Source organism: Bradyrhizobium sp. Y36 (genome assembly GCF_002531575.1).
Taxonomy (GTDB): domain Bacteria; phylum Pseudomonadota; class Alphaproteobacteria; order Rhizobiales; family Xanthobacteraceae; genus Bradyrhizobium.
In genome coordinates this window covers 35,416-52,147 of the sequence record NZ_NWTI01000020.1, presented here as the reverse complement: position 1 = coordinate 52,147, position 16,732 = coordinate 35,416, and the positions used below count along the sequence as shown (strand labels likewise).

Below are 16,732 nucleotides of genomic sequence, written 5' to 3'. Positions count from 1 at the left end.
TTTCGAGGTCAGGCGTGCCGGAACCATCGTTCCCGCGTGGAGATTGTCTGGACAGGTGGCGCGGCCAGCCGCGCCGATCGCAGACAGACATCAAGACGAGGGTTTGACCATGCTAGGCTGGGTTGTGACGTTTCTGGTTATCGCACTGATCGCCGGCATCCTGGGCTTCGGCGGCATCGCCGGCGCCTCGATCGAGATCGCCAAGATCATCTTCTTCATCGCCGTGGTTCTGTTCCTGGTCTCGGCCGTGGTCGGCTTGGCCCGCGGCCGCAACAGGGTCTAGCGGTTACCGCTTGGAGGGCATCGCCACGTTCCGGCCGATGCCCTCGGGGCGCGCCACGGCGCTGTGGGCCTTGGTGACCGCAGCGATGCGCGCGCGAATATCGGGCGGAAACGGCGCCACGCGCCGGGCTTTCATGTCCATGTGCAGCGACATGTTCTCCGACGTCGCCGACAGCCAGCCTTCCTCCGCGTGCCGCATCTCCTCGAACGTATGCAGTCGCTTGTCATCGGCCTCGAGCAGCCAGACCAGGACCTGCACGGGATCGCCGAGATGGATCTCGCGCAGATACCGCACATGGCATTCGGCGGTGAAGGTCGAGCCGCCCCGCTCCTTCATGTAAGCAGGTCCGATCCCGAGTTCGCTCCAGAACTGGTCGATCGCGCGGTCGAACATCACGTTGTAATAGGCCATGTTGAGATGGCCGTTATAGTCGATCCATTGCGGCTCGATCTGCATGATCGAGGCGCGGAACGGCTCAGGCGTCGGGGCGGTGGCGGCACTCTCCGGCATGCTTCATTCCCTAGCTATGCGTCCGGTCGCTTGACTTGACCGGCTTTATGTCCTTTGCCACGGTTCTTCTGTCGGGAGGAATTCCGTGGGTACGACCATCACCAATAATCCGCCGCGGCCGGAGCCGAAAGCCCTCGCAAGCGCGCTGGAGCAGCTTGCCGCACGCTTCGGCAACCGCCTCATCACCTCGCAGGCCGTCCGCGAGCAGCACGGCCATACCACCACCTGGATCCCCAACCAGCCGCCTGATGGCGTGGTGATGGCGCAGGAGACCGCCGACATTCAGGACGTGGTGCGGATCTGCGCCAAGAACCGCGTCCCCGTCATCCCCTTCGGGACCGGCACCTCGCTCGAGGGCCAGGTCAACGCGCCGGCCGGCGGTATCTCGATCGACCTGCGCGACATGAACAAGGTGCTCGCGGTCCATGCCGAGGACCTCGATTGCGTGATCCAGCCCGGCGTCACCCGCAAGGCGCTCAACGAGCACCTGCGCGACCAGGGCCTGTTCTTCCCGATCGATCCCGGCGCCGACGCCTCGCTCGGCGGCATGGCCTCGACCCGCGCCTCCGGCACCAACGCGGTCCGTTACGGCACCATGCGCGACAGCGTGCTGGCGCTGAAGGTGGTGCGCGGCGATGGCGAGATCATCACGACGGGCACACGCGCCAAGAAGTCGTCTGCGGGCTATGACCTGACGCATCTGTTCGTCGGCGCCGAAGGCACGCTCGGCATCATCTCGGAATTGACCATCCGCCTGCGCGGCATCCCCGAGACGATCGCGGCCGGTGCGGTGTCGTTCGAGACCGTGCACGGCGCCTGTCAGGCCGTGATCCTGGCGATCCAGACCGGCATTCCCGTGGCGCGCATCGAACTGCTCAATGCCGCGCAGGTGAAGGCTTGCAACGCATATTCCAAGCTGACGCTGCCCGAGACGCCGCTGCTGCTGATGGAATTCCATGGCAGCGAGATCGAGGTGGCCGAGCAGTCCAAGGCCTTCGGCGAGATCGCCAAAGAGTGCGGCGGCGGCGATTTCTCCTGGACCACGAAGCCCGAGGATCGCACCAAGCTGTGGCAGGCGCGGCACGACGCCTATTGGTCGGTGAAGGCACTGCGGCCCGGCGACAGCATCGGCGTGGTCGCGACCGACGTCTGCGTGCCGATCTCGCGGCTGGCCGATTGCGTCAGCGAGACCGAAGAGGATCTCAAGCGCCTCAATCTGCTGTCGCCGATCGTCGGCCATGTCGGCGACGGCAATTTCCACTGCTCGCTGGTCTGTGACACCAACGACGCCGCCGAGATGGCGCGCGGCGAGGAGTTCATGCACCGCCTGGTCGAGCGCGCGCAGTCGATGGACGGCACCTGCACCGGCGAGCATGGCATCGGCCAGGGCAAGCAGAAATACCTCAAGGCGGAACTCGGCCCCGAGGCGATCGAGGCCATGCGCGCGCTGAAGCACGCGCTCGATCCGCTCAACATCCTCAATCCCGGCAAGATCGTGCCGGAGGCGTAGCGCGCAGGCCAGGCGCCCTTTATGCTCGCTCCATCAGCCACGGAGCGGGCAATGCGCTGGTTCGCGCAAAAGACGCGACAGGACATCTGGGACGAGGCGATCGAAGCACCGCTCGGCGACATCGATGCCGCCGCGCGCATTCGCGCGATCTGCGATGCCGCCGCCGCGAGCGCGGCGGGCCCGGCGCAGAGCGAGCGCTACGACCGTGCGGCCCGCGTCGCGATGGAAATCGCGATGAAGATTTCCGACGAGCTGATGCGCGACGACGCGGTGCGCCGCATCGTCGATCTCTGCATGAAGGCCAATGATCTCAAGACGGCGCAGATCCTGTTTCGCGCGATCCAGGCCGACTGGATCCGGGAGGCCGTGCAGCGCGACCATCCGGCGTTGTCGCAATAAAATCGGCCCGCGCGTGGGCGCGAGCCGAAGCGATGATCATGATAGGATCGGCTTAGTACCTGCGGTTGTAGTCGCCGCGATAATGATCGCCCCCGCCGCGGCCACCCATTCCCATGCCGATGCCGATACCAATGCCGACGCCTTGCATGACGGCGCCGGGCGGCGGGCCGGGGGGCGGTGCGCGCTCGTAGACCACTTCCTCGGGCGGCGGGCGGCGCTTCGGCGGCGTCTCGACCACCTTGCGCTTGGGCGGCGTGTCGTCGACGCGCTTCTTGATCACGGGCGCGACGCTCGGATTGATCGGCGTTGCCGGTGCCGTTGGCGTCGAGCACGGACAGGTCGGCGCCATCGCGACCGCGACCGGGGTCGCCACGGCGGCGACAGGCACGCCATAATTGCGGTTCTGGACGCGGAGCAGCAGCCGGCGCGCAGTCGCGGCGAGGTCGCTGTTGTCCCAGTTGGCGAGATAGGCCTCGAACGAGGCGCGGGTGTTGATCGCGGTGGCGCGCTCCCAGGCCAGCATCTGGCGCCGCCGTTCCAGCACGGTGCGCACGCGCGGCGTGCGGGTGTCCTGCGCGTACAGCTCGATATAGGCCTGATACGCCTCGACGGTGTCGTCGGTGATCACGAGCTCATAGGCCGCCGTCGCCGGTTTGCCCTGCAGGGTCTTGCGCCAGTCCTCGACGCTGCGCGTGCCGCTGGCGAGCGCCATCGCGGATGTGCCGGGAAGGGCAGGCGTGCTGCCGCTGCTCTCGCCGAAGAACCTGAAGTCGGTGGTCAGCGAGGAACTTTCCCAGGGGATCTGCCGGCCGTCGGTCGATTGCGCGACGGCGACGCGGATGCGCTTGAACACCTCCTCGATCGGCAGATTGGGCTGCTTGGCGACGGTCAGCGCGGCCGTGGTGTAGGGGCTGTCGATGCCGGAGCCGTCCTCGGCTTCGGCGCCGGGCGAGGTCGAATAGGAGATGAAGGAGCCGGGCGCGCCGGCCTTGGTGTCGACGATCGCAAGGCCGTGGCCGGCGCCGCTCAGTGCGGGGAACGGATTGTTGCGGCAGGCATCGAGCATGAAGATGCGCGCCCGCGTCGGCAGCGCGCCGAGCGTGTTGAGCAGATCGTTCAGCCGTACGCCCTGGAGCGGAATGTCGGCTTCGCGCTTGGGATCGAGGTCGACGGGAACGAGATAGTTCTCGCCGTCGATCTGCAGGCCATGGCCGGCATAGAACACCAGCGCCACCGTGTCGGCGCCGCTGGCGCTGACCTTGCCGGCGAAATCCGAGATCGCCGCGCGCATCTCGTTCTGCGCCAGATTGGCGGCCGTGGTGACGGTGAAGCCGGCATTGCCGAGCAGCTCGGTCATGCCCTTGGCGTCGTTGGCGGCGTTGGGCAGCTCGGGCACGGTGCGATAGGCGGACTGGCCGATCACCAGCGCAAGCCGCGCTTCGGCGGCGGCGTCCGTCGGTGTCATCAGCTGCGTGAGGGCAAGAAGGCCGGAGGCAAGAAACAAACTGGAAAAGGCTGGACGGCGCATGGTGTCACCTCCATCGGCAATGCGTGCGATGATGCCACTTTTTCTAGGGGGCCGCCATGCATCTGTCTGTGCCCTGGATCACGCTTCGGCTGCGGCAAAATGGGGCAGGCTGTCTGCCGGAGCCGGACGATGTCGTCCCGGGCTCATTCATGTGAATTGCGCATCGATCCATGCGCCAATTGGATCGTTGGCGCCTTTCGCGCGACGGCGCCGGTCGTGCCGATGTGGCCGCAGGTCGATCCCTCATCGCAAATTTCCGGGGAATCGTCGCCGTTCGGCTGCGCTTGCGGACTGCCGTGCGCGCGCCGCGCCGCCCTGCGGCTGCCGGCCGCCGCGCTTGCCTGTGCCGTCGCTTTGGCCATACAGTTCAGGCAACAGGCCGTGGCAACGATCGCGGCGAACAAAAAATAATGTGGGAGAAGCCGCGCCATGACCATCGTGCCCGTGAACCGTCGCGCGTTCATCAAGTCGTCGGCGGCGGTCGGTGCCGGCCTCGTGCTCTCTCCCGTGATCATCGGCCGCGCCGAAGCTGCGACGCTGAAGCTGAAATGCTCCTCCTCGCTGCCGAACGATCCCAAATTCGCCAACGGCCGTGTCTACTACGACAACCTCGTCAAGAACCTGAAGGGCAACGGGCTCGGCGAGCAGGTCGAGGTCGCCTTCTTCCCGGACAATCAGCTCGGTCAGGAGATCGACGTCATCAATTCCGTGAAGCTCGGCGTCATCGACCTCATGGTGTCGGGCTCGTCGATCTCGGCCAATCTGGTGCCGCTGGTCGGCACCTACGATCTCGGCTTTCTGTTCTCGAGCTTCCCGCAACAGACCAAGGCGTTCGATGCCGGCGCGGCCAAGCCGATCGAGGACGCGCTGCTCAAGGGCGGCAACATCCGCATCATCGCCTGGGCCTATAATTTCGGCTCGCGCAGCGTGCTGGCGAAGAAGCCGGTGAAAACGCCGGAGGATCTCGCCGGCCTCAAGATCCGCACCCTGCCCAATCCCGTCATCACCGAATGCCTGCGGCTGATGGGCGCCGCCGCGACGCCGCTTGCGTTCGGCGAGATCTACACGGCCCTGCAAGCCGGCGTGCTCGACGGCCTCGAGCACGATCCGCCGACGATCCTGGCCAGCAAGTTCTTCGAAACCGCCAAATTCTATGCGCTGACGCAGCACAATTTCTCGCCGCTCGCGATCTACTTCAGCGACATGACCTACAACCGCATGGACCCGAAGCTGCGCGAGGGCTTCCTCGATGCCGCCAAGAAGGCCGCCGCCGACACCCGCGCCCACGGTCTTGCGGTCGAGAAGGAGGCGCTTTCGGCTTTGACCGAGAAGGGCGTCGCGGTTGCCGAGTGCGACCGCGAGGCCTTCAAGAAGCGCGTGGCGCCGCAGATCGAGAACTTCATCAAGGCGCGGCCGGAATCCAAGGCCGTCATCGATATCATCCGCGCGACGCAAGCCTGAGATGACGATCACAGCCGCCGTGCCCGTCTCGGGCGGCCGCCATGGCAGTGTCGCCCTGCTGCTTCGCCTCAGCGATGCGATCGCGGCCGTCCTGCTTGCCGCCGATCTCGTGGTGGTCTGCGTTTCCGTGCTGCTGCGCTTCTTCTTCAACGCGCCGGTCGAATGGTCGGACGATGTCGCGCGCGGGCTGATGGTCGGTTCGGCCTTCTTCGGCGCGGCGAGTGCGCTCGCGCGCGGCGAGAATGTCGGGGTGTCCTTCTTCCGCGATCTCTTGCCGCTGCGAATGCGTTCGCTGGTCGATGCCGCCGGCGCATTGCTGATCGTGCTGATCTCCGGCTACGTCGCCTACAACGCCATCAAGCTGGGCTCGCTCACCGCCGGCCAGACCACCGGCTCCGGCCTGCCGCTGGAATTGACCTTCTACCCCATGGGCATCGGCGCGCTGTTCATGACGGTGTTCGCAATCGACCATCTCTGCGCGCGTCCGTTTCCCGATATCGTCAGAGGGCTCATCGCGATCGTCGTCGTGACCGGCCTTTACCTCGCCTGGGACTACCTGTCGCCGTCCTCGGTGCCGTCGGCGCGCACGCTGATGCTGATCGGCTTCTTTGCGACGCTGTTCGGCGGCTTGCCGATCGGCTTTGCACTGGCGCTCGCCGCGCTGATCTTCATCTGGGTCGAGGGCGCGCTGCCCGGCGTCATCTTCGCCCAGCAGATGGCCCGCGGCATCGACAATTTCGTGCTGCTGGCGATCCCCTTCTTCATCCTCGTCGGCTACCTCATGGAAGCCAACGGCATGTCGGTGCGGCTGATCGAGCTGTTGCAGCGCGCGGTCGGGCGCATGCGCGGCGGGCTGAACGTCGTGATGGTCGCGTCGATGGTGCTGTTCTCGGGCATCTCGGGCTCGAAGATGGCTGATGTGGCCGCGGTCGGCTCGGTGCTGATCCCGGCCGCACGCCGCTCGAAGCAGAATCCCGGCGGCGCGGTGGCGCTGCTCGCTGCCTCCGCTGTGATGGCGGAAACGATTCCGCCCTGCATCAACCTGATCATTCTCGGCTTCGTCGCCAACCTGTCGATCGGCGGCCTGTTCGTTGCCGGCCTGTTGCCTTCGGCGCTGATGGCAACCGCGCTGATCGCAGTGTCCGTCATCTTCGGCAAGCGGCCTGATAGGGTCGAGGAGGTCGAGCCGCAGATGCCGGTGTCGGGCCTGTGGAGCGGCGCGATCGCATCCTTCGGCCTCATCTTCATGATCTTCTTCGGCTTCAAGAGCGGCTTTGCCACGGCGACGGAGATTTCGGCCTTCGCCGTGGCCTATGCACTCGTTGTCGGCAGCGTGGTGTTTCGCGAGCTCAGCTTCAAATCAGCCGCGCACAGTTTCGTGCAGGCGGCAACCCGCGCCGGCCTCGTGCTGTTCATCGTCGCCGCCGCGCAGTCGCTCGCGTTCACGCTGACCTTGCAGCAGGTACCGCATGCGGTCGGCGATTTCATGCTCGGATTGTCGAAGACCTCAGGCGTTTGGCTGTTCATCCTGCTGGCAATCGCGGTACTGATCGTGATGGGCTCGGTGCTGGAAGGCGCCGCCGCGCTGATCATCTTCGGCCCGCTGCTGCTGCCGGTGGCGGTCCAGCTCGGCGTCGATCCCCTGCATTTCGGCGTCGTTCTGGTCATCGCCATGGGCATCGGCCTGTTCGCGCCGCCGCTCGGGCTCGGGCTCTACGGCGCCTGCCTGATCGGCAACGTGCCGATCGAGCAGACGGTGAAGCCGATCATGGGTTATCTGGGCCTCTTGTTCCTCTGCCTGCTCGTCATCGCCTTCGTGCCATGGCTGTCGACCGCGCTGCCGCGGGCATTCGGCTACTGAAGGAGTCTTGCCGTGAAGGTCCTGCTCGCGCACACGCCGGAGATGCGGCGCAACTATTACGGCGACCGCAGCCTGAACGGCCTTCGCGCGGCCGCCGAGGTGATCCTGCACGAGGGTGACGATCCGCTCGATGCCGCCGGCCTCGTCCGCGCCGCCGATGATGCCGACATCATCGTCGCCGATCGCATGACCGAAGGCCGCGGCGAGATCTTTGCGAAACTGCCGCGTCTGCGGGCCTTCGTCCGCTGCGCCGTCGATATCCGCAACGTCAATGTCGAGGAGGCCTCGAAGGCGGGCGTGCTCGTGACCCGCGCCGGGCCGGGCTTCGTTCAGGCGGTCGCCGAGCTCGCACTCGGCTTCATGGTCGATCTCTCCCGCGGCGTCTCGCGGACAACGGCGGATTATCAGGCCGGCCGCAAGCCGGAGGCGCGGATGGGCCGCCAGCTTGCCGGCAGCAGGATCGGCATCATTGGCTATGGCAGCATCGGGCGTTATCTCGCCGAGATCGCCAAGGTGCTGCGCATGGAGGTGCTGGTCGCCGATCCCTTCGCCGCTGTCGGCGACAGCGCGGTCAGGCATGTCAGCCTCGACGAGCTGCTCGCGGCGTCCGACTACGTCGTCTGCCTCGCCATCGCCAACGAGCAGACCGAGAATCTGATCGGCGAGGCGGCCCTGGCGCACATGCAGAAGCATGCGTTCTTCATCAATCTCTCGCGTGGCAATCTCGTCGACGAGGCCGCGCTGGCGCGGGCGCTGCTGGAGCATCGCATCGCCGGCGCGGCGATGGACGTTGGCCGCGCGCCGGACCAGATGCCGACGCCCGAGCTGGCGACGCTGCCGAATGTGATCGCCACGCCGCATGTCGGCGGCCTGACGCCGCAGGCGATCGAATATCAGTCGCTGGAAACCGTGCGGCAAGTCGAGGCGATCGTCAAAGGCGAGGTCCCGCCGGGCGCCGTCAACGCCGACCGCTGGACGCGGCGGCCGTAGAGCGGTCCTACAGCCGGTCCACCGCCTTGAACGTTCCGTCCTTCTGGATCACCGTCAAAAACACTTTTGGCGGCGTGTCGAACGTGCGCAGGCCGACGGTGACGGTGCTGCCGCTGATGTCGAAGCGTCCGACATCGTTGATGGCGCGGAGCAGGCTCGCGCGGGTCGGTTTCGGCCCGGCCATCTCCAGCGCTGCGGCCGTGAGCCGGCCGGAGAGATAGCCTTCCAGCGACACGAAGTCCGGTGTCAGCGTCGGGTCGAACGCCTTCTGCGCCGCCTGGTAGTCGGCGACGAGCCTGAGCGAGCGATCCCATGGAAACGGCACGACCTGGGAGACGACGACGCCTTCACCCTCGGGGCCGAGCTCCTTGGCGAGCGCATTGGCGCCGACGAAGGAGACGTTGACGAAGGTCGGATAGAAGCCGCTGCGGTGCGCCAGCTTGATGAACTCGGCGCAGGGCCCGTAGGTCCCGACCATCACGACCGCCTCGGGTTCGGCGCGCTTGATCATCCGCCAGGCAGCCGTGACCGCGCGGGTGTTGCGCTCGAACGTGCCTTCGGCGGCGAGCTCCAGGCCGCGCTTGGCGAGCGCGCGCTTGACGCCGACCAGACCGTCGCGGCCGAAGGAATCGTCCTGGTAGAAGATGGCGATGCGGGTGAAGTGGCGATCCTCGGTGAGGTGCTTGATCCACGCTTCGGCCTCCGCACCATAGCTCGGGCGGATGTTGATGACGTTCGCGAGCTCGAGGTCGCGCAGAAATTCGGCGCCGCTGAACGGACCGATGAAGGGAACGTTCCTGGCGCTGGTGATCGGAATTGTCGCCATCGCGGTCGGCGTACCCACCGCGCCGATCAGCGCAAACACCTTGTCGTCCTCGATCAGATGCAGCGTCTGCGCCACCGAGCGGTCGGGATCGTAGCCGTCGTCACGGCTGATGAGCTGAAGCTTGCGGCCGTGGACGCCGCCCCTGGCATTGATCTCGGTGAATGCCGCGACGATGCCTTGCCGCATGCGCTGTCCGAGCGCGGAGGAGGGGCCTTCAAGCGCGGCGGCCTGGCCGAACAGGATCGCATCCTCGCTGACGCCGGCCTCGTCGCTCTTGGCCGGCAGCAGCGCTGCGGCCAGCAATGCGATGGTCAAGACGACACAAGTCGCTGATCTCGAGCGAGTCATGGGAATGGTTGCCGGATGCTGGATGCGGTTGCAGGAACGATAGGTCTGCGAGGCTGAACAGGACGCTAATTCCATACTGCACGGAGGCTCCGTAAGACTTCGGGGAAAACCGGCAACTTATCTCCAGAGTCCGGTAATTCGCAGGGCAATCGTTAACTAAATCGAGCAATGCGAGGCCGGCGGATTTCGAAATTGTGCAGTTCTTAACCGCGGTCTTGTTCCGATAGCCCCGCCGGCACCTCAACCAGAGGTTCGGTTCGTCGCGGATAGGGGACGGCGGCTTCAAGATGGGCGATCGCGATCAGAACGATCAGGATCGGAGGCGTATGACCGGATGGTGGCGTGTCGCGCCGCTGCTCGGGCTCTATCGGCCTGCGCTCGTCGCGGTTGCCGTCGGTCTTCTGTTCTCGGTTGCGGGCGCGGCCGCCGTGGCGCGGTGGGAGGATCGCGTCAACCGGATCGAGTTCGAGAACGCGGCCGAGACCGAAGCGATCGTCATGCAGAACGGCATGGGCGAATACATCTCCAGGCTGGTCGCGCTGCGCACCTTGTTCGAATCGACCAACGACGAAGTCACCCGCAACGAATTCGAGACCTTCAGCGCCCGCCTGTTCGAGCGCCATCCCGGCATGCTGCGCATTGCCTGGCTGCCGCGCGTCAACCGCAAGGAGCGCGCCGAATACGAGGCCGCGGCGATCACCGACGGCGTCTCCGGCTATCGCATCAAATCGCTGCAGGGTGAGGGCTTCGCGACCGCGCCGCAGAGCGATGAATATTTCCCGGTGTTCTACTCGACCCAGCCGAAGACCTCGTCGGTCTATGGCATGGATTATGCCACCGTTCCGGAGCGCCGCGCCGTGCTGGAGCGCGCGCGCGACAACGACCGGGTCGCAGCCATCCGCACGCGCCTGTTCGAGCCGAGGGAGGGCGGCCGGCTGCCCGATGTCCTCGTTGCCGTTCCCGTCTACGCCAAGGGTACGTCGCGTGAGACGGTCGCGGACCGGCGACGCAATCTCGCCGGCTTCGTGGTCGGCGTCTTCGACCTGCCGCTGCTGATCCAGGGCATTCGCGTGACGACGGGCGCGAGCCCCGCGGTCAGCATGAACGTCTATCCGCCCTTCACGGCGCAGATCGTCAGCCTGGAGCAGATGCTGCCGGACTATTCGTCCTCAGCGGCGGCGCCGCAGTCGATGCGGGATGTCGCCCGGGCGCTGCACTGGTCGGGCGGTCTCAAGATCGGCGATACCGAGTGGCAGGTGCGCGCGGTGCCGACTGCGGGCGGTCCGCTGGAGAGCACCTACGATCGCGCCGGCGCGGTGCTGATAGTCGGCATGCTGCTGACGCTGTCGCTGTCGACCTATCTCATGCTCGCGAGCCGCAACTCGCGGCGGCTGTCGCTGGCCAATCGGCGGGTGCTCGAGCTCGCCCAGACCGACATCCTGACCGGACTGCCGAACCGTGCCTTCTTCCTGACCCGGCTCGACGAGATGAACAGCCAGCTCGGCGTGCGGGGCCTGCCGTTCTCGATCCTGATGCTCGACCTCGACCGCTTCAAGAACGTCAACGACTCGCTCGGTCACGGCGCCGGCGATGCGCTGCTGCGCCAGGTGGCGCATCGGTTGAAATCCTCGGTGCGCGCGAGCGACGTGCTGGCGCGGCTCGGCGGCGACGAGTTCGCCATCATCCAGGAGGCCGGCACGGATCAGCGCGCCTGCTCGACCGAGCTTGCGGCGCGGATCGCCAAGCTCTTGACCGAACCGTTCCTTCTGCCCGGTCACCGTGTCGAGATCGGCACCAGCATCGGCATCGCCATCGCGCCGGATCACGGCAGCGATCAGGAGCAGCTCCTGAAGAAGGCGGATCTTGCGCTCTATCGTTCGAAATCGGCTGGCCGCAACTGCTTCACCATCTACGACGAGGCGATGTCGGCCGAGCTGGAAGCCCGCAACACCCTGGAGGGGGATCTGCGCGACGCCATCGCGCAGTGCCAGCTGGAGGTGCACTACCAGCCGTTCATCGACGCGCTCAGCGGCGCGCGGCGCGGCTTCGAGGCCCTGGTGCGCTGGCGCCATCCGACCCGCGGCCTGATCCCGCCGGACCAGTTCATTTCGCTGGCGGAGGAAACCGGGCTGATCGTGCCGCTCGGCGAATTCGTGCTGCGGCGCGCCTGCGCTGATGCGGCCGGCTGGCCCTCCGACCTCGCCGTCGCGGTCAACCTGTCGCCGATCCAGTTCAAGGAAGCCGAGCTGTTCGAGGTGATCTGCGCGGCACTCACCGATTCCGGATTGTCGCCGCAACGGCTGGAGATCGAGATCACGGAATCCGTGCTGCTGGAGCGCGGCGTCGAAAACCTCGCCTTCATGCAGCGCCTGAAGCAGCTCGGCATCGAGCTCGCGCTCGACGATTTCGGCACCGGCTATTCGTCGCTGAGCTATCTGACGACGTTCCCGTTCGACAAGATCAAGATCGACAAATCCTTCATCCGCAACCTCACGCATCAGCCGCGCAGCTCCGCCATCATCTCCTCGATCGTGACCCTGGCGCGCGGGCTCGACATGTCGGTCACCGCCGAGGGCGTCGAGACCCGCGAGGAGTACGAGCGGCTGAAGGCGCTCGGTGTCAACTACGCGCAAGGCTATCTGTTCGGCCGCCCGCACCCGATCGAGCGGATCTTGTTCGACGCGCCCGCCAAACGATCGCGGCGCGACGCGGCCTGAGCGCATCGCCTTCTGGATCCTTGAAAGAGGTCGTCATGCCCGGGCTTGTCCCGGGCATCCACGTTCCTTGTCTTGCGTCGCAAGGCGTGGATCGCCGGGACAAGCCCGGCCATGACGTTGCGGCAACATCTGGCCCAGCTCCGACGTCATGTGCGAGCCCCGAGGCTCAGCGCCGCACGCGAAAATCGCTTGACCCGGACGGCCCCGGATGGTCGGTAGAACCATCTAGGGGTGAAACAATCACATCATGCGGCTTCCGTTCTTTTACGGCTGGGTCGTGGTCGCCGTGACCTTCGTCACCATGGCGATCGGCGTCAACGCGCGCACCGCCTTTTCGCTGTTCTTCCCGCCCATCATCTCCGAGTTCGGCTGGGAGCGCGGCGTCACCGCCGGCGCGTTCTCCTTCGGTTTCGTGGTGTCGGGCGTGGTCAGTCCGTTGATCGGCCGCCTGATGGACCGCGCCGGCCCGCGCGCGGTGATGGAGCTCGGTGTGGTGCTGATGGGCGGCGGGCTGCTGCTGGCGCCGCTCACCAGCGCGCCCTGGCATCTCTACGTCACCATCGGCGTCATGGTCGGGGCCGGCTCGGTGTGTCTCGGCTATTCCGGCCAGTCGCTGTTCCTGCCGAACTGGTTCATCCGCAAGCGTGGTTTCGCCATCGGCATCGCCTTCGCGGGCGTCGGCATCGGTTCGGTGACGCTGCTGCCATGGGTGCAGCACATGATCGAGCAGACCGGCTGGCGCACCGCCTGCACCGCGATGGGCGTGCTCATCCTCGTCGTGCTGGCGCCGATCAATTTGCTGCTGCACAAGCGCCCGCAGGATATCGGCCTGGAACCGGACGGCGATGCCGCGCCGGCTGCGGGCGGCGCGCAGCCGGTCTCCAACATCGTCGATCCCGATTGGGTCAATACCGACTGGACGCTGAAACGCGCTGTGGCGACCGCGCGCTTCTGGTGGATCGCGATCGGCTATTTCTCCGGCCTGTACATCTGGTACGCGGTGCAGGTGCATCAGACGAAATTCCTGCTCGACATCGGCTTCAGCTCCTCCGTCGCGGTGTGGGCGCTCGGCGTCGTCAGCCTGCTCGGCATTCCCGGCCAGATCGTGCTGGGCCATGTCTCCGACCGCATTGGACGGGAGTGGGTCTGGGCGATCAGTTGTGCGGGCTTCGTGATCTGCTTCGCCGCGCTGATCGCCTTGAAGTACCAACCCTCGCTCTGGCTCGTCTACGTCATGGTGTTCGCGCAAGGCGCGCTCGGCTACGGCCTCACCTCGATCATGGGCGCGGTGGTGTTCGAGATCTTCCAGGGCAAGCACCAGGGCAGCATCTTCGGCACGATCATGCTGGCGGCGCTGGCGGGCGGTGCGGCCGGACCGTGGGTGACCGGCCTGCTCTATGATCGCGCCGGCGACTACACGCTCGCCTTCGGCATCGCGATGGTCGTGAGCGGATTGTCGGCGCTCGCGATCTGGCGGGCATCGCCGGGGAAGGTGCGGGCCGTCGCCGGCCGGCTGCCCAAGCTCCAAGCGGGAACCGGCGGTACAAGCCTATAGAACTTCCTGCCAAATGCCGTCGCACTTCTTCGCGCAATCTTAAGCATCCCGCATCTTGGTAGGCGGCTACCGGGGTGCGCCAACCTCTTGGACACCACCGCAGCGTTAGGCTCGTGACATTGTCATTTCGTTGAGATGTTCCTGGGTCGAATGATGTCCGCTCGCGATTGCCCTGCGATCGAAATGCCGGAAGTCCTGTTGGCTGCGCTCGATCAGGCGGACGACGCTGTCGTCATCGTCGGTGAGGATGGCCGCATCGTCCACTTCAATGCCGCGGCCGAGCAGCTCTGGAGGCTTGCCCGCGCCGATGTGCTCGGCGCGGACGTCGGCATTCTCACCCTCAGATGCCTTCAGGCCGATCCGGTCGCCGAGTTTCGCGACGAGATCAGTCTCGTGCGGCAGGACGGCAGCCGCATCCGTGCGGCCATATCGCTCTCGTCGGTCGTGCGCGAGGGCGCGACTTACCGCATCGCGTTCGCGCGCGACGTCACCAACGACGCCGAGCGCCGCGTCAGGATCGGGCTTCTGCACGCTGTCTCCGACCAGACCAACCGGGCTGTGATCATCGCAGACACCGACCAGAACATCGTCTATGTCAACTCGGCCTTCACGACGCTGTTCGGCTACACCAGCACCGAGGCCGAGGGCCGCCGTGCAGGCGAGCTGATCGCCGGCCGCCACACCGACCGCAAGGCGATCGCCAAGCTGGTCCAGCGCCTGATGCATGGCGGCCGCCGCGGCGAAGCCGAAGTGCTCGCCTACGACAAGGACGGCGAGGAGATCTGGGTCTGCGCCCGGATCGACGCGTTCCGCGACAAGAAGGGCCGGGTCAAGCACATCTTCGCGCTGCTCGAGGACATCACCGAGACCAAGCAGCTGCGCTCGCTGCAGCAGCTCATCATGGGCTCGCTTGCGGACGAAGTGCCGATTACCGACATCGCCGACCGGCTCTGCCGCCGCGTCGAGCAGATCGCGCCCGACGTCGTCTGCTCGCTGCTCCACGTCGATGCCGCCGGTTTGATCCATCCGCTCGGCGGTCCGTCTCTGCCCGCAGACTATTCCCGCGCGCTGGACGGTGTTGCCATAGGCCCCAATGTCGGCTCGTGCGGAACCGCGGCCTTCTACGGCGAGCCGGTGCTGGCGACCGATCTCGAAACTGATCCGCGCTGGCAACCCTACAAGGCGATGCCGCTCGGGATCGGCTTGCGCGCATGCTGGTCGACGCCGGTCAAGGCCAAGGACGGGCGGGTCATCGCCACCTTCGCCTTCTACTACCGCGAGCCCCGCGCGCCGAGCAATTGGCACCGGCGCATCGTCGATGCCTGCGTCAACCTCGGCGCCTTCGCGATCGAGCGCAAGGAAGCGCGCGCCGAGATCGCGCGGCTTGCCTATCACGACATCCTCACCGGATTGCCGAACCGCGCACAGCTGCGAAACCTGATCACCACGGCGATCGACGCCTGCCCGACCGGCAGCCACATCGCGTTGGCCTTCCTCGACGTCGATCATTTCAAGGACGTCAACGACACGCTCGGCCACGCCGCCGGCGACGAACTGCTGATCCAGCTCGCCCAGCGCCTGCGCGAGCAGATCGGCCCAGAGGACATGCTGGGACGGCTCGGCGGCGACGAATTCGTCATTCTGCTCCCGCAACGCAATGCCGAGAGCGCCGAGCGCGTTGCCGCCGGGATCACCGAGGCGCTGGCCGCACCCTTGCGGCTCGGCTCGAAGCTGATGCAGATGTCGGCCAGCATCGGCATCAGCCTCTATCCCGATCATGCGACCGACATCGACACGTTGATGCAGCAGGCCGACGCCGCCATGTACATGGCCAAGCAGGCGGGACGCTCGACCCATCGCATCTTCAGCGCCGAGATGAACGGGCTCACCGAGCAGCGGCTGGCGCTGATCGCGGCGCTCCGGCGCGCGATCGCGGAAGGCGCGCTGAGCCTCAGCTATCAGCCGCAGATCCGCAGCAGCGACGGCGCCATCCACGGCGTCGAGGCGCTGGCCCGCTGGCACGATGCCGAGCTCGGCGACGTCTCGCCGGCAAAATTCATCCCGCTTGCCGAGGAGTGCGGCCTGATCGAGCAGATCGGCCTGTGGTCGGTGCGCGAGGCCTGCCGGCAGATGGCGAGCTGGCGCCGTGCCGGGCTCAACATTCCCTGCGTGTCGGTGAACCTGTCGCCGATCAATTTCCGCAACGTCACGCTGGCGGCGCGGCTCAAGGACATCCTTGCCGAATACGATCTGCCGGCGGACGCCTTGATGCTGGAGATCACCGAAGGCGCGTTCATGCAGGACAGCGTCGCTGCGCTCGAGACGATGAACGCGATCCGCGAGCTCGGCGTCGGCCTCTCCGTGGACGATTTCGGCACCGGCTATTCCAGCCTCAGCCGCCTCGCGCAGCTGCCGATCCGGGAGCTCAAGATCGACCGCAGCTTCATGCGCGACATCGAGCGTGACGCCGGCGCACTTGCCATCGCCACCGCCGTGGTGCGCGTCGGCCAGGGCCTCGGCATGACGGTCGTCGCTGAAGGCGTCGAGACCGAGGGCCAGCGCAGGACGCTGGCGGAGCTCGGCTGCGACGTCGTGCAGGGCTTCCTCTATGCCCCGGCGCTTGCCCCCGTCGCCTTCGAGCGCTGGCTGATCGAGCACTGCGCCGAGCAGGCGAGGGCGATGCTGGGACGGCTGGATGTCAGGCCGGCAGGTGAGGGGGCGGTGAGGCGGTCGGCGTAGGCGCT

The 16,732-nt window shown here is 66.4% G+C and carries 13 protein-coding genes; 10 read left to right on the top strand and 3 right to left on the bottom strand.

Translation table 11 applies throughout. From position 1 onward, the window contains the following. Nucleotides 1-109 precede the first annotated feature (109 nt). Nucleotides 110-283 (top strand): DUF1328 domain-containing protein, encoded by a 174-nt coding sequence (locus CO669_RS27430; RefSeq protein ID WP_018319670.1) that lies wholly within the window; start codon nt 110-112, stop codon nt 281-283. Nucleotides 284-286: 3 nt separating this feature from the next. Here CO669_RS27430 and CO669_RS27425 read toward each other — a convergent pair whose 3' ends face one another. Further along, complete coding sequence (locus CO669_RS27425; RefSeq protein WP_097663070.1) at nt 287-793, bottom strand: thioesterase family protein; 507 nt, start codon at nt 791-793, stop codon at nt 287-289. An 85-nt stretch (nt 794-878) separates the two neighbouring features. Here CO669_RS27425 and CO669_RS27420 point away from each other — a divergent pair, with 85 nt between their 5' ends. Beyond that, on the top strand, nt 879-2,303 hold the full coding sequence (locus CO669_RS27420) for an FAD-binding oxidoreductase (RefSeq protein ID WP_097663069.1): 1,425 nt from the start codon (nt 879-881) through the stop codon (nt 2,301-2,303). A 51-nt stretch (nt 2,304-2,354) separates the two neighbouring features. Beyond that, nucleotides 2,355-2,702, top strand: coding sequence for a hypothetical protein (locus CO669_RS27415; protein WP_198964289.1), 348 nt, complete (start codon nt 2,355-2,357; stop codon nt 2,700-2,702). Nucleotides 2,703-2,754: 52 nt separating this feature from the next. On the opposite strand, the gene CO669_RS27410 is transcribed toward CO669_RS27415, so the two are convergent. Next, nucleotides 2,755-4,230, bottom strand: a complete 1,476-nt coding sequence (locus CO669_RS27410; RefSeq protein WP_097663067.1) for a caspase family protein — start codon at nt 4,228-4,230, stop codon at nt 2,755-2,757. Between the two features lie 129 nt (nt 4,231-4,359). On the opposite strand from CO669_RS27410, the gene CO669_RS27405 reads away from it, so the two are divergent. The 4 genes from CO669_RS27405 to CO669_RS27390 are packed head-to-tail and all read left to right on the top strand — an operon-like array spanning nt 4,360 to nt 8,542. Beyond that, complete coding sequence (locus tag CO669_RS27405; RefSeq protein WP_143278746.1) at nt 4,360-4,641, top strand: hypothetical protein; 282 nt, start codon at nt 4,360-4,362, stop codon at nt 4,639-4,641. 18 nt (nt 4,642-4,659) lie between these two features. Beyond that, nucleotides 4,660-5,691 carry a TRAP transporter substrate-binding protein gene (locus CO669_RS27400; RefSeq protein WP_097663065.1) on the top strand — a complete coding sequence of 344 codons (1,032 nt, stop codon included), beginning with the start codon at nt 4,660-4,662 and terminating at the stop codon, nt 5,689-5,691. Between the two features lies 1 nt (nt 5,692). Continuing rightward, complete coding sequence (locus tag CO669_RS27395; RefSeq protein WP_097663064.1) at nt 5,693-7,552, top strand: TRAP transporter large permease; 1,860 nt, start codon at nt 5,693-5,695, stop codon at nt 7,550-7,552. A 12-nt stretch (nt 7,553-7,564) separates the two neighbouring features. Beyond that, nucleotides 7,565-8,542: an NAD(P)-dependent oxidoreductase gene (locus CO669_RS27390; RefSeq protein WP_097663063.1), complete on the top strand. Its 978-nt coding sequence runs from the start codon at nt 7,565-7,567 to the stop codon at nt 8,540-8,542. A gap of 7 nt (nt 8,543-8,549) precedes the next feature. On the opposite strand, the gene CO669_RS27385 is transcribed toward CO669_RS27390, so the two are convergent. Continuing rightward, on the bottom strand, nt 8,550-9,716 hold the full coding sequence (locus CO669_RS27385; protein WP_097663062.1) for an ABC transporter substrate-binding protein: 1,167 nt from the start codon (nt 9,714-9,716) through the stop codon (nt 8,550-8,552). Nucleotides 9,717-10,042: 326 nt separating this feature from the next. Between CO669_RS27385 and CO669_RS27380 the strand changes: the two genes are divergently transcribed. The 3 genes from CO669_RS27380 to CO669_RS27370 all read left to right on the top strand — a co-directional run bounded on the left by CO669_RS27380 (nt 10,043) and on the right by CO669_RS27370 (nt 16,727). Next, entirely contained in the window at nt 10,043-12,433 is a 2,391-nt protein-coding gene (locus CO669_RS27380) for a bifunctional diguanylate cyclase/phosphodiesterase (RefSeq protein WP_245444530.1), read from the top strand. Between the two features lie 247 nt (nt 12,434-12,680). Then, on the top strand, nt 12,681-13,988 hold the full coding sequence (locus tag CO669_RS27375) for an MFS transporter (protein ID WP_097663060.1): 1,308 nt from the start codon (nt 12,681-12,683) through the stop codon (nt 13,986-13,988). A gap of 153 nt (nt 13,989-14,141) precedes the next feature. Further along, a complete protein-coding gene (locus tag CO669_RS27370) occupies nt 14,142-16,727 on the top strand; it encodes an EAL domain-containing protein (protein ID WP_097663152.1) in 2,586 nt (861 codons plus the stop codon). Nucleotides 16,728-16,732: the final 5 nt, after the last annotated feature.